Annotated in this window: 10 protein-coding genes; 4 read left to right on the top strand and 6 right to left on the bottom strand. The window is 73.0% G+C overall.

The genetic code is table 11. The annotated features are described in order from the left end of the window. The first annotated feature begins 3 nt into the window (after positions 1-3). Together WFI16_RS01110 and WFI16_RS01105 are read left to right on the top strand one after the other, a co-directional pair. Positions 4-513, top strand: a complete 510-nt coding sequence (locus WFI16_RS01110) for a hypothetical protein (protein WP_419895943.1) — start codon at positions 4-6, stop codon at positions 511-513. Next, a complete protein-coding gene (locus WFI16_RS01105; protein ID WP_419895942.1) occupies positions 510-839 on the top strand; it encodes a gamma-glutamylcyclotransferase family protein in 330 nt (109 codons plus the stop codon). Before WFI16_RS01110 ends, WFI16_RS01105 begins: the two co-directional genes overlap by 4 nt. A gap of 7 nt (positions 840-846) precedes the next feature. Here WFI16_RS01105 and asnB read toward each other — a convergent pair whose 3' ends face one another. The 3 genes from asnB to WFI16_RS01090 all read right to left on the bottom strand — a co-directional run bounded on the left by asnB (position 847) and on the right by WFI16_RS01090 (position 4,697). Next, positions 847-2,622 carry an asparagine synthase (glutamine-hydrolyzing) gene (gene asnB, locus WFI16_RS01100; protein ID WP_419895941.1) on the bottom strand — a complete coding sequence of 592 codons (1,776 nt, stop codon included), beginning with the start codon at positions 2,620-2,622 and terminating at the stop codon, positions 847-849. Between the two features lie 7 nt (positions 2,623-2,629). Further along, positions 2,630-3,721 carry a glycosyltransferase gene (locus WFI16_RS01095; protein ID WP_419895940.1) on the bottom strand — a complete coding sequence of 364 codons (1,092 nt, stop codon included), beginning with the start codon at positions 3,719-3,721 and terminating at the stop codon, positions 2,630-2,632. Between the two features lie 61 nt (positions 3,722-3,782). Next, positions 3,783-4,697 (bottom strand): glycosyltransferase family 9 protein, encoded by a 915-nt coding sequence (locus tag WFI16_RS01090; RefSeq protein WP_419895939.1) that lies wholly within the window; start codon positions 4,695-4,697, stop codon positions 3,783-3,785. Between the two features lie 128 nt (positions 4,698-4,825). On the opposite strand from WFI16_RS01090, the gene ygfZ reads away from it, so the two are divergent. Further along, positions 4,826-5,659 carry a CAF17-like 4Fe-4S cluster assembly/insertion protein YgfZ gene (gene ygfZ / locus WFI16_RS01085; RefSeq protein WP_419895938.1) on the top strand — a complete coding sequence of 278 codons (834 nt, stop codon included), beginning with the start codon at positions 4,826-4,828 and terminating at the stop codon, positions 5,657-5,659. A 210-nt stretch (positions 5,660-5,869) separates the two neighbouring features. Continuing rightward, positions 5,870-6,940 carry a hypothetical protein gene (locus WFI16_RS01080; protein WP_419895937.1) on the top strand — a complete coding sequence of 357 codons (1,071 nt, stop codon included), beginning with the start codon at positions 5,870-5,872 and terminating at the stop codon, positions 6,938-6,940. Positions 6,941-7,096: 156 nt separating this feature from the next. Here WFI16_RS01080 and ppdK read toward each other — a convergent pair whose 3' ends face one another. The 3 genes from ppdK to WFI16_RS01065 form a co-directional block, all read right to left on the bottom strand. Next, on the bottom strand, positions 7,097-9,766 hold the full coding sequence (gene ppdK / locus WFI16_RS01075) for a pyruvate, phosphate dikinase (RefSeq protein ID WP_419895936.1): 2,670 nt from the start codon (positions 9,764-9,766) through the stop codon (positions 7,097-7,099). Between the two features lie 11 nt (positions 9,767-9,777). Then, positions 9,778-12,024, bottom strand: coding sequence for a glycine--tRNA ligase subunit beta (gene glyS / locus WFI16_RS01070; RefSeq protein WP_419895935.1), 2,247 nt, complete (start codon positions 12,022-12,024; stop codon positions 9,778-9,780). 93 nt (positions 12,025-12,117) lie between these two features. After that, positions 12,118-12,990 (bottom strand): glycine--tRNA ligase subunit alpha, encoded by an 873-nt coding sequence (locus WFI16_RS01065; RefSeq protein WP_419895934.1) that lies wholly within the window; start codon positions 12,988-12,990, stop codon positions 12,118-12,120. Positions 12,991-13,051 lie beyond the last annotated feature (61 nt).

Below are 13,051 nucleotides of genomic sequence, written 5' to 3'. Positions count from 1 at the left end.
CGGATGGCGCGCGGCCTGGCCACCGCCCTGGCGGCGCTGGCCATGGCCGGGCTGGCGCTGGGCTCGGCCAAGGCGCAGCGCCTGCTGCTGGCGGGCAGCGGGCATGACATCGGCACCAGCCTGCTGATCGGTATGCCGGCGGCGGTGGCGGTGCTGGCGCTGATCGGGCTGGGCCCGGGGCGCTCGCCGCGCCGGCACGGCGCCCTGCTGCTGGCGGCCAGCCTGCTGGCGGTGCTGGCCTGCGGGCCGATGATGCTGTTCATCACCTCGATCGGCGCGCTGCTGGCCTGGGACGAGGCGCGCGACAGCTGGGCGATGCTGCAGGAGGACCCGCTGACGGCGCCGGCCGCCGCGCTGCTGGCCGGCTCGCTGGGCGGGCTGCCGGGCGACCTGCTCAGCCTGGTGCTCTATCTGGGCGTCAGCGGCTTCGGCCTGGGCTTCTTCGGCTTCAACGGCTGGGCGGCGCTGCGCGGGCTGCGGCTGGCGCTGCGCGGCCGGGTCGGCTGGGCGTGAGCGCCGACCACCGCCTCGCCTGCTACGGCACCCTGGCCCCTGGCCAGGCGAACCACCACGAGCTGGACGGGCTGGCCGGGCATTGGCGCGCGGGCATCGTGCGCGGCTGGCGGCTGGCCGAGGGCCAGGGCGCGGCGCTCGGCTATCCGGTGCTGCTGCCCGACCCGGCCGGCGGCACGGTCGCCGTGCAGCTGTTCGAATCGGCCGGGCTGCCGGCGCAGTGGGCGCGGCTCGACGCCTTCGAGGGCGAGGGCTACCGCCGGATCGAGATCCCGGTGGAGACCGCCGGGGGCCCCCTCCCCGCCTGGATCTACGTCGCCGCCTGAGGCCCGCTCAGCGCGCCGCCAGGTAGGAGAAGGTGTCGGCGCCGTCCGGCAGCACGCCCTCGACATGGCGGCGGTGCCAGAGCGCGTAGAACAGCAGGTGCCAGGCGGCGAAGCCCTCGCGCTTGCCGCTCGCCGCCTTGAACAGCGCCACCACCTTCTCCGGCCGCGCCACCTCCATCACCCCGGGCTGCGCCGCCACCAGCGCGCCCAGCCGCTCGCCCTGCGCGCCGATCCAGGCGCCGACCGGCACGGTGAAGCCCTGCTTCGGGCGGTGCGGCTCGGCGGCGGGGAAGTGCCGCGCCAGCCATTCGCGCAGCAGCCACTTGCCGGCGCCCTTGCGCACCTTCAGCGCGTCCGGCAGGCGGAAGCCGGCCTCGGCCACGGCGCTGTCGAGGAAGGGCGTGCGGCCCTCGACGCCATGCGCCATCAGGCAGCGGTCGAGCTTCAGCAGCAGGTCGTTGGGCAGCCAGTCGGCGACATCCAGCGCCTGCGCCGCCATCAGCCGGGTGCGGCCCGGCAGGGCGACGGCGGCCTCGGCGGCGGCGATGCCGTCGCGCCAGCCGGTCGGTGGCTGGCGCAGCACGTCTTCCAGCCGGTCGAAGGCGCCGCGGGTGCGCGGCGCCTTGCCGCCCAGCCACCAGGGCCGCATGGCGGCGCGGTAGCGGCCATAGCCGCCCAGGATCTCGTCGCCGCCCTCGCCGGACAGCACCACCTTGACCTCCTGGCGGGCGCGGCGGGCCAGGAACCAGGTGGGGATGATGGCATAGTCGGCGGCCGGGTCGTCCATACCGGCGACGATCTCGGGCAGGTTCCGCCAGACCTCGGCCTCGGTGACGGTGATGGTCTCGTGCCGGGCGCCGGCGGCCCTGGCGAGGGCGGCCGCGCGCTCGCGCTCGTCGGCGGCGCCGGGCACGTCGAAGCCGGCGGTATAGGCGCGCACCGGCGCGTCGTTCAGCCGCCGCATCATCGCCAGGACGGCCGCGCTGTCGGTGCCCCCCGACAGGAACATGCCATAGGGCACGTCGCTGCGCTGGTGCAGGTCGACGCTGTCCTGCAGCGCGGCGTCAAAGGCAGAAAGCGCCTCGGCCTCGGTGGTCGGGCGCGGGCCGCCCTCGGGCAGCGCGTGGCGGCGGCGGCGCTCCAGCACGCGGCCATCGGCGATGGCGATGGTCTCGCCGGGCAGGACGCGGCTGATGCCCTCGAAGATGGTCTCGGCGCCGGTGGTGAACTGCATCTGCAGCAATTCGCTGCGGCTCTCGGCGCGCACCCGCGGCGCCACCAGCCCGGCGGCGATCAGCGCCTGCGGCTCGGAGGCGAAGGCGATGCCCTGGCGCAGCTCGGCGATGTAGAGCGGCTTGATGCCGAAGGGGTCGCGCGCCAGCACGATCTGCCGCGCCGAGCGGTCATGGATGGCCAGCGCATACATGCCGCGCAGCCGGTCGGCGAAGCCCAGCCCGTCGCGGCGGAACAGGTGCAGCGGCGGCTCGCAGTCGCTGCCGGTGGCGCAGGCCAGCTGGTTGTCCTGGCGCAGCTCGCGGTAGTTGTAGACCTCGCCATTGCCGACCAGGGCGGCCGGGCCGGCGAACAGCGGCTGGTCGCCGGTGGCCAGGTCGATGATCGCCAGCCGCGTATGCGCCAGCGCCACCGAGCCCGCCACGTGATGCCCGGCGCCGTCCGGCCCGCGATGGGCGAGCGCCGCGGTCAGCCGCTGCAGGGTCAGCGGATCCGGGGAGGCATCCGGGCTGGCGCCCTGCTTCAGGATCAGTCCGGCGATGCCGCACATGCGGGGTTCAGACCTGTCCGCCCGGAAGGGGCGCGTTGAGAGGGGCAGGGGTGGCGGGCGCCGGCACGATCGCCGGCTGCGGCGCGACCTGGTGGAGAAAGGCCTGCCAGCGGGCCAGCACCGGCGCCTCGGCATAATCGGCAAGGTAGCCGGCGCGGCCGGCGGCGGCCAGGGAGGCGGCGCGCGCCGGCGCATCGATCAGCTGCGCGATGGCGGCGGCCAGCGCCTCGGGCGCCTCCTGCGGCACCAAGAGCCCGTTCTCGCCGTCGCGGATCAGCTCGGTCGGGCCCTGGGCGGCGACGGCGACCACCGGCTTGCCGGCGCTCCAGGCTTCCAGGACCATGTTGCCCAGCGGCTCATGCCGCGACGAGCAGACGAAGATGTCGCAGGCAGCCAGCAGCGCCCCGGCATCCTGGCGCCAGCCGAGGAAGCGGACGCGCCCGGCGACGCCCAGCTCGGCCGCCAGCGCCTCCAGCGCGGCGCGCTCCGGCCCCTCGCCGGCGATGGCCAGCACCGCGCCCGGCAGGCCCGGCAGGGCGCGCAGCAGGGTATCGAAACCCTTGTTGCGGTGCAGCCGCCCCAGCGCCAGCAGCCGGGTGCCGCCGCCCTGGAAGATCTCCAGCTCGGCCGGCAGCACGCCGCCCATCTCGTCGACGAAGTTCGGCAGGTAGTGGACCCGCTCGGCCGGGAAGCCCTGCGCCGCGATCCAGCGCGCCAGGTCGCGGGTATTGCCGACCAGGTGGTCGCAATGGCGGTAGTATTTGAGGTCGTAATAGCCGCCCAGCCGCCCGACCAGCGTCCAGGGACCGCGCGGGGTGAAGCGGGTGCCGCGGTTCATCCAGGAGACCACGACCTGCGGCCCGAAGCGCTTCAGCGCCGCGTTCAGCCGCGGCCGGGTCATCCAGTCGAGCCACCAGCTGCCGAAGGAGAGCTGCAACGGCGTCAGCCCGCGCACCGAGAGCCGCGCGGCGCGGCCGGGATCCTGGCGGATCACCGGCAGCACCGCCTCGCCCGCGCCGTGCAGCGCGCAGGTCAGCCGCTCGTAGAACCCCTCGGCACCGCCCATCCGGGCGCCCGCCATGACCTGCGCCACCCGCATCAGCCCTGCCCCTTCGCGCACCTGTCCGGAGAATGCCCGCCTGTCGCGCCGGTTGCGCCGGTCATGGCGCCGGCTGGTCCAGCAGGGCGATGGCGGCGGCCAGCGCGTCCTCGACCGGCAGGGCCTGCATCGGCGCCTGGCCCGGGGCGCCGCGCGCCAGCACCGCCCGGGCGCGCGGGCCCATCGGCGCGTACTCGGTGGCCGGCGTCGGGCCGAACAGTCCGAGCGTCGGCGTCCCCGCCGCGGCCGAGAGATGCATCAGCCCGGAATCATTGCCGAGGAACAGGGCGCAGCGCGCCATGACGGCGGCGGCCTCCGGCAGTTCCAGCCGGCCGACCAGGTCGATGGCATCGGGCAGCGCCGCCAGCACGGGGGCGGCCATGGCGGCCTCGACCGCACCGGGCCCGGCCAGCACCACGGCGCGCGCGCCCGCCAGCCGCCCGCCGGGCGCGGTCAGCTGCTGGAACAACGCCGAAAAACGCTCGGGGGGCCAGACCTTGCCGGCCCAGTTGGCGCTGGGGCCGAGGGCGATGAAGGGCCCCTCGCCCGGCAGCAGCGCGGCGGCGCGCGCGGCGTCCTGCGGGCCCCACCAGGCGGCCGGGCGCGGCGCCGGGTCGAGGCCCAGCACGGCGGCCAGCTGCTGCAGCTTGTGGCCGGTGCGCCGGCCGCCATGCATCACCGCGCGGCGCTTGGTCAGCACCAGCCAGGACAGCGCCGAGCCGCGCAGGTCGACCACCAGGTCCCAGCGGCGCCGCGCCACCTCGGCCCAGAGCGACAGCCAGTGGCCGGCGAAGCGCCGCTTGCTCAGCACGATGGTGGCGTCGCGCCGCGGCATGCGCGCGAAGATGCCCTCCGCCACCGGGCCACAGGCGATGGTGAACCGCGCCTGGGGATAGGTCCGCAGCAGATGGTCGATCAGGCCGGTGGAGAGCACCGCATCCCCGATGCGGGTGGCGGTCACGAACAGGATGCGCATGCTGGCCGCGCGCTTAGCACGGATCGCGCCGGAAGCGCAGCCGCGCTCTGGTCGCCCGGCTTCCACCCTTGCCCTGGCCCTTGCCCTGACCCTTGCCCTTCTGGCACGGCCGCGCCACTTCTTCGCCCATGCCGATCGCCCCCCTTCCCGACCGCGCCGTGATCGAGATCGCCGGCGAGGACCGCATCGCCTTCCTGCAGGGGCTGGTCTCCAACGACGTGGCCGCCGTCGCGCCGGGCCGCGCCGTCTGGGCCGCGCTGCTGACGCCGCAGGGCAAATGGCTGGCCGACTTCTTCTTCATGGACAGCGATGACGCGCTGCTGATGGATTGCGTGGCCGACCAGGCGCCGTCGCTGGTGCTGCGGCTGTCGCGCTTCCGGCTGCGCTCCCGCGTCACGCTGACGCCGCGGCCGGAGCTCGGCGTGCTGGCCGGCTGGGATGGCGCCACCCCGCCGGAGGGCGCCGTCGCCGCCCCCGACCCGCGCTTGGCCGAGGCCGGCTGGCGCGCCATCCTGCCGCACGACTCGATGCCGGACGCCAGCGGCGACTATGCCCGCCACCGCCTGTCGCTCGGCCTGCCGGACGGCGCCCCGGACATGGAGGCAGAGAAGACCGTGCTGCTGGAGGCCGGCTTCGACGAGCTCGCCGGCGTCTCCTGGAGCAAGGGCTGCTACATGGGGCAGGAGCTGACGGCGCGGACCAAGTATCGCGGCCTGCTGAAGAAGCGCCTGGTCCCGGTCGCCGTCGAAGGCCCGCTGCCCGAGCCCGGCACCCCGGTGCTGCGCGATGGCGCCGAGATCGGCGAGATGCGCTCCGGCCATGCCGGGGGTCTCGGCCTCGCCTTGCTGCGCCTGCCGCTGACCCCGGGCGAGGCGCTGGCCTGTGGCGAGGCGCTGCTGCGGCCGCGGATTCCGGCCTGGATGCGCCTGCCCGAGCCGCGGCCGGCCGCCCCACCGGGCTGACCGCCGCAGAAAAGCCATGCTGAAAAGAGCTTGTCGCGGCACCCCCGATCCGCGCTAAAGCCAGGGTCGGAAATCCTTCCTTAGGGAGGGCAGAGCAGTCTGCCGCGCGCTATGGATATTCCATCGATCGCCAGGACCCCCTCCCCCAAGCCGGATCAGGCGCCCGCAGCGGGCAGCCCGGATCCCGCCAGCCAGGGAGCGGGCGCCCGATTGACCGGCGGCCGGCTGACACCCGGCGGGGCCTTCAAGTCGCTGCTCGACCAGGCGATGGACGGCAAGGGCGAGGATTCCAAGCTCGCCGATTCGAAGCGCGCCCTGGCCCGGCTGCCGCAGGCCCCGGCCAGCGCCGCCCAGGCCAATGCCCTGCTGGCCGAGCCGCTGGACAAGACCGGCATGGCCGCCCGCAAGGCCGCCGCCCGCGCCGCGCAATACGGCACCACGCCTCCCACCCCGCCCGCCGCCTTCGCCGCCGATGCCGCCGTCGAATCCGGCGAGCTGCAGGCCGGCGCTCCCCGCCTGCCGCTGCAGCCGGGCGTCAACGAGCCTGTCGCCGACCCGCGCGCCGCCCTGCTGGCCAGCACCGCGCTGGATGGCGGCGACAAGGCCGCCCTGCCCCAGCTGTTCATCGCTGGGCGTCCCGGCACCACCCCCGCCGCCAATGCCGCGCCCGCCGCGCCGCCCGCGGCCACCACCGTCGCCACCCAGGCCGGCCGCAACGCCTATGCCCGTGCCGCCCAGCCCCAGGCGCCGGCCGCCGGCGCGCTGCGCGACGGGCTGGCCGCCGCCGAAGGCACCGCCGGCGAGCCCTGCCGCGGCTATACCGTGCGCAACCACCGCTCCGGCGCGCTCGGCCGCTACCAGCTGCTGCCGGTGGCGCTGACCGATATCGGCTGGAAGGATGGCGCCGGCCGCTGGACCGAGCGCGCCGCCGCCGCGGGCGTGCAGAGCGAGGCCGATTTCCTGGCCCGCCCCGCCGCCCAGGAGGCCGCCATGGCCGCCTATCTGCAGCGCACCAACCAGCAGCTGAAAGCGAATGGCGCCCTGTCCCAGGCCGGCCGCAGCCTGACCGGCATCGACGGACGGCCGGTCACCCTGACCGAAAGCGGCCTGGTCGCCGCCGCCCACCGCCAGGGCGCCGGCGCGGTGGCCCGCTGGCTGGAACACCGCACCGAACGGCCGGACGCGCCGCTGACGCCCGCCCAGCGCAGCCTGTTCCAGACGATCGAAGCCCGGCTGCGGAACTTCGCCGCCGTGCCGGTCAGTGGGAATCGGGTGGCCTAGGAGAAGGCAGGGACAGGCCAGGGGAATGAATTCCCCTGGAACCCCTTCTTTTTTCTGTCAGTGCTGCCGCGCGCGGGTGTCCAGGCGGGACGCTGCCCTGATGAGGGGCCTGGGGGGAAGAATTCATTCTTCCCCCCAGCCTTCAAAGCCTGCTCTTCAGGCCGTCCGATCCGTTCCACCGGCGAGGGCCGCCTGGGCTGCCGCCAGCCGGGCGACGGGGACGCGGTAGGGCGAGCAGGAGACGTAGTCGAGGCCGGTCTGCTCGCAGAACTGGATCGAGGACGGGTCGCCGCCATGCTCGCCGCAGATGCCCAGCTTCAGCTCGGGCTTGACGCCGCGGCCCTTCTCCTTGGCGATCTGCACCAGGGCGCCGACGCCCTCCGGGTCGATCGAGACGAAGGGGTCCTTCGGCAGGATGCCCTTCTCCACGTAATAGGGCAGGAACTTGCCGGCATCGTCGCGCGACAGGCCGAAGGTGGTCTGCGTCAGGTCGTTGGTGCCGAAGGAGAAGAAGTCGGCGACCCCGGCGATCGAATCCGCGGTCAGGCAGGCGCGCGGCAGCTCGATCATGGTGCCGACCAGGTATTCGATCTCCTGGCCCGCCTCGGCGAAAACCTCCTTGGCGACCTTGTCGATCTGCGCCCGGGTGATCTCCAGCTCGCGCTTGGCGGCGACCAGCGGGATCATGATCTCCGGCACCGGGGCCTTGCCGGTCTCCTGGGCGATGGCGACGGCGGCCTCGAAGATGGCGCGCGCCTGCATCTCGTAGATCTCGGGATAGGTCACGCCCAGGCGGCAGCCGCGATGGCCAAGCATCGGGTTGGCTTCCGACAGGTCGGCGGCGCGGCGCTGCATGGTGGCGAGATCCGCCCCCAGGCTCTGCGCCACCTCGGCCAGCTCCTCCTCCTTGTGCGGGAGGAATTCATGCAGCGGCGGATCGAGCAGGCGGATCGTCACCGGCAGGCCGGCCATGATCCGGAACAACTCCGAAAAATCCTCGCGCTGGAAGGGCAGCAGCTTGGCCAGGGCGTCGCGGCGGCCGCCTTCCGACTCGGACATGATCATCTGGCGCACGGCGCCGATGCGCGCTGGGTCGAAGAACATGTGCTCGGTGCGGCAGAGGCCGATGCCCTCGGCGCCGAATTTTTTTGCGGTGTCGGCATCGAGGGGGGTTTCCGCGTTCGCCCGCACCTTCAGGCGGCGGACCTTGTCGGCCCAGCCCATCAGGGTGGCGAAGTCGCCGGACAGCTTCGGCTCCACCATGGCAACGGCGCCGAGGAAGATCTCGCCGGTCGCGCCGTCGAGGGTGATGGTCTCGCCGGCCTGCACGGTCTTGCCGCCGGCGCGCAGCTGCTGGCTGTTGTAGTCGACGACGACGCCGCCGGCGCCGGCGACGCAGGGCCGGCCCATGCCGCGGGCGACCACCGCCGCGTGGCTGGTCATGCCGCCGCGGGTGGTCAGGATGCCCTTGGCGGCATGCATGCCGTGGATGTCCTCGGGGCTGGTCTCGATGCGGACCAGGATGACGCTCTCGCCCTTGGCGGCGCGGGTCTCGGCCTCGTCGGCGGAGAAGACCACGGTGCCGCAGGCGGCGCCCGGCGAGGCCGGCAGGCCCTTGGAGAGCGCGGTGCGCGGCGCCTTGGGGTCCAGCGTCGGATGCAGCAGCTGGTCGAGCGAGCCGGGGGCGACGCGCTTGACCGCCTCGCGCTCGTCGATCAGGCCCTCGCGCGCCATGTCGACGGCGATCTTCAGGCTGGCGGCGGCGGTGCGCTTCCCGTTGCGGGTCTGCAGCATGTACAGCTTGTTCTGCTGCACGGTGAACTCGATGTCCTGCATGTCCGTGTAGTGCTTCTCGAGCGTCTCACGGACCTTGACCAGCTCGGCATAGGCGGCGGGCATGGCCGCCTCCATGCTGCGCTCGCCCGGCTTGGCGCGGCCCTCGGACATCGGCTGCGGCGTGCGGATGCCCGCCACCACGTCCTCGCCCTGCGCGTTGATCAGGTACTCGCCGTAGAAGATGTTCTCGCCGGTCGAGGGGTCGCGGGTGAAGCAGACGCCGGTGGCGCAGTCATCGCCCATATTGCCGAAGACCATGGCCTGGACATTGACCGCGGTGCCCCAGCTGGCCGGGATGTCGTGCAGCCGGCGATAGGTATTGGCGCGCTGGTTCATCCAGCTGCCGAAGACCGCGCCGATGGCGCCCCAGAGCTGGCCCTCGGGCTCCTGCGGGAAGGGGCTGCCCAGCACCTCCTGCACCATCGCCTTGTACTGGGTGACCACCTGCTTCCAGTCATCGGCGGTCAGCGCCGTGTCCTCGGAGACGCCACGGTCCAGCTTGGCGTCCTCGATGATCTCCTCGAAGCGGTGATGGTCGACGCCGAGCACCACCGAGCCGTACATCTGGATGAAGCGGCGGTAGCTGTCCCAGGCGAAGCGCGGATCGCCGGAGGCGGCGGACAGCCCCTCCACCGTGCGGTCGTTCAGGCCGAGGTTAAGGACGGTGTCCATCATGCCCGGCATCGAGACGCGGGCGCCGGAGCGGACCGAGACCAGCAGCGGCTTGGCCTCGTCACCGAATTTCAGGCCGACCGCCTGCTCGATGCGGGCCAGGCCCTCGGCGACCTGCGCCTGCAGCTCGGCCGGGTACTGCTTGCCGTTGTCGTAGTAGTAGGTGCAGACCTCGGTGGTGATGGTGAAGCCCGGCGGCACCGGCAGGCCGATGGAGGCCATCTCCGCCAGGTTGGCGCCCTTGCCCCCCAGGAGGTTGCGCATCTCCGCCTTGCCGTCGTTGCGGCCGGCCCCGAAGCCATACACCCACTTCTGCATGTTGCGTCCCCTCAGCCTTCGATCTTGGAGAAATCCGCCACCTGGTCGATCGCCGCGCGCAGCCGGGCGAGCAGGCCCAGCCGGTTGCGGCGCAGGGCCGGATCCGCGTCATTGACCACGGTGTCGACGAAGAAGGCGTCGACCGGCGCGCGCAGCCGGGCCAGCGCCGCCATGGCCGTAGTGTCGTCTTCCGCCGCCAGGGCCGCGCGGGCCTCCGGCAGGGCGATGTCGAGCGCCGCCGACAGAGCCTGCTCCGGCGCCGTCTTCAGCAGGGCCGCGTCGGTCGCGGCCGCGTGCGGCCCGTCCTTCTTGTCCTCGATGCGCAGGATATTGGCGGCGCGGCGGGAGGCGGCCAGCAGGTTGGCGCCGTCCTCGCCTTCCAGGAAGGCGCGCAGCGCCGAGGCGCGGGCCAGCAGGCGGACCAGGTCGGCGCCGCCGCCCGGCAGGACAGCAGCCAGAACATCATGCCGCTCGCCCTCGGCGCGCAGCTGCACGCGCAGGCGGTCGGCCAGGAAGTCGAGCAGCCCGGCGGCGAAGGCGGCGACCATCGGCGGGTGGTCGGATTTCGGGTCGGGCTGGAAGCCGGCCTTCATCGCCTCCTGCGCCACGGCCAAGCCGAATTCCGGATTGGCGGTGCTGCCCACCGCCTGCGGATAGCCGAAGAAGGCCTCGGCCAGGGCGTCGGACAGGTCGAGGCGCAGCCCGTTCTCGCGCAGGATGCGGATGACGCCCAGCGCCGCGCGGCGCAGCGCGAAGGGATCGCCCGAGCCGGTCGGCCGCTCGTCGGCGGCGAAGAAGCCGGCCAGCTGGTCCAGCTTGTCGGCCAGCGCCACGGCGATCGCCACCGGCTCCGACGGCACCGCGTCGCCCGGGCCGGCCGGGCGGTAATGCGCGGCGATCGCCTCGGCGACGCGCGGGTCCTCGCCGTCCTTCACCGCGTAGTAGCGGCCGATGATGCCCTGCAGCTCGGGGAACTCGCCGACCAGGCCGGTGGCGAGGTCGGCCTTGGCCAGCTTCGCCGCGCGCGCCGCCAGCCCGGCATCGGCGCCGAGCTTCTGCGCCAGGAAGCGCGCCAGCCGCTCCAGCCGGGCGACGCGCTGGCCCTGGGTGCCCAGCTTGGCGTGGAAGACCACGCTCTCCAGCTTCGGCAGGAAGGCTTCGAGCGGCTGCTTGCGGTCGAGGTCCCAGAAGAAGCGGGCATCCGACAGGCGGGCGCGCAGCACCCGCTCATTGCCGGCGGCGACGGCCTTGCCGCCATCGATGGCGGCGATGTTGGAAGCCAGCGCGAAATAGGGGGCGGCGCTGCCATCGGGGCGGCGCAGGGCGAAATAGCGCTGGTTGACGCGCATGGTGGTGCGCATCAGCTCGGGCGGCAGGTCCATGAAGGCATCGTCGATGCGGCCGAGCAGCGGCACCGGCCATTCGACCAGCCCGGCAACCTCGGCCACGAGCCCTTCATCCGGCACCACCTCGACCCCCTCCGCCGCGGCCAGCGCGGCCACGCCCTCGCGCACCCGGCGGGCGCGCTCGACCGGATCGATAACCACGTGCTTGGCCGCGAGTTGCGTCGCGTAATCGCTAAAATTGTGCACTGCAAAATCACCCGGAGAGAGAATCCGGTGGCCCTCGGTGCGGTCGGAGGAGGCCAGCCCATGGCCATTGTCGTCGCCCAGCGCGAGCGAGAAGGGCACGACCGCGCCGTCGAACAGGCAGAGAATCCGCTTCAGCGGCCGCACCCAGACGAAGTTGCTGGTGCCGCCCCAGCGCATCGACTTCGGCCAGGGCATCTTCCTGAGAATGTCGGGCAGGTGCCTGGCCAGCAGTTCGCCGGTCGGCACCGAGGGCTTCACGACGCGGGCGAAAAGCTTCTCGCCCTTCTTCTCGCGCTTCAGCACCAGGGTGACGCTGTCCGCCGCATGCACCGCGAGGTCGGCGCCCGCCTCGGCCTTGCCCGCCGCCGCCCGGATCGCCGGCAGCACCGCCTCGTCCAGCCCGACCTTGCCCAGGAAGCCGGTGAGCGCGCGCTCGGGCGCCTCGGGGGCGGGGCCGGCCAGCTCCTCCTCGACCGGAGCGGTGGCCGCCGGCAGCCCGGCCACCAGGGTCAGGCGCCGCGGGCCGTAGAGGGTCTTCAGCCCCTCGGCCTGCAGACCGGCCGCCTTCAGCGCCTCGCCCACCAGCCGCGCCAGGTCCTCCGCCGCGCGCGCCTGCATGCGGGCGGGGATTTCCTCGGAGAAGAGTTCAAGCAGAAGTTCGGGCATCAGCGGGGGCCTTGCGGGAAGAAGGGCCGGACGGAAGCTTGGGCGTGGATCAAGGCGGCAGCGTGGCGGTGGGCCAGGCCGGCCGGCGGGGCGTCAGACGCCCGCCAGCCAGGTCTCGCAGCAGCGCTTGGCGAGCGCCCGGACGCGGCCGATATAGGCGGCGCGCTCGGTCACGCTGATGGCGCCGCGGGCGTCGAGCAGGTTGAAGGCGTGGCTGGCCTTGATGCACTGGTCATAGGCCGGCAGGGCCAGGTTCTTCTCGACCAGGGCAGCGCATTCGCCCTCGGCGTCCTTGAAGTGCTGGAACAGCAGCGCCGTGTCGGCATGCTCGAAGTTGAAGGCCGAGAATTCCTTCTCGGCGCGCAGGAAGACGTCGCCATAGGTGACGCCCTGGCCGTTGAAATCCAGGTCGTAGACGTTCTCGACGCCCTGGATGTACATGGCCAGCCGCTCCAGGCCGTAGGTCAGCTCGGCGCAGGGCTTCTCCACCGGGATGCCGCCGACCTGCTGGAAATAGGTGAACTGGGTCACCTCCATGCCGTCGCACCAGACCTCCCAGCCGAGGCCCCAGGCGCCCAGCGTCGGGCTTTCCCAGTCATCCTCGACGAAGCGGATGTCGTGCAGGGTCGGGTCGATGCCGAGCGCCTTGTAGCTCTCGATCAGCAGCGCCTGCGGATCGGCCGGGCTCGGCTTCAGGATCACTTGGTACTGGTAGTAGTGCTGCAGGCGGTTCGGATTCTCGCCGTAGCGGCCGTCCGAGGGGCGGCGCGAGGGCTGCACATAGGCCGCCTTCCAGTCCTTCGGCCCCAGCGCGCGCAGCGTGGTGGCCGGGTGGAAGGTGCCGGCGCCCATCTCCATGTCGTAAGGCTGCAGGATCACGCAGCCCTGCGCGCTCCAGAAACGGTGCAGCGTCAGGATGATGTCCTGGAAGCTGAGGGGTTTGGTCTGGGTCAGCGTCTCGGTCATGATGTCTTGGGCTTGCAGCCGTGTTGCGCGGCGCACCATAAGACCCGCCCCACCCCCCGGC

It is taken from the genome of Roseomonas sp. USHLN139 (assembly GCF_037145735.1).
Classification (GTDB): Bacteria; Pseudomonadota; Alphaproteobacteria; order Acetobacterales; family Acetobacteraceae; genus Pseudoroseomonas.
The sequence above is the reverse complement of the archived record's forward strand: the minus strand, read 5'-3'. Positions and strand labels throughout refer to the sequence as shown.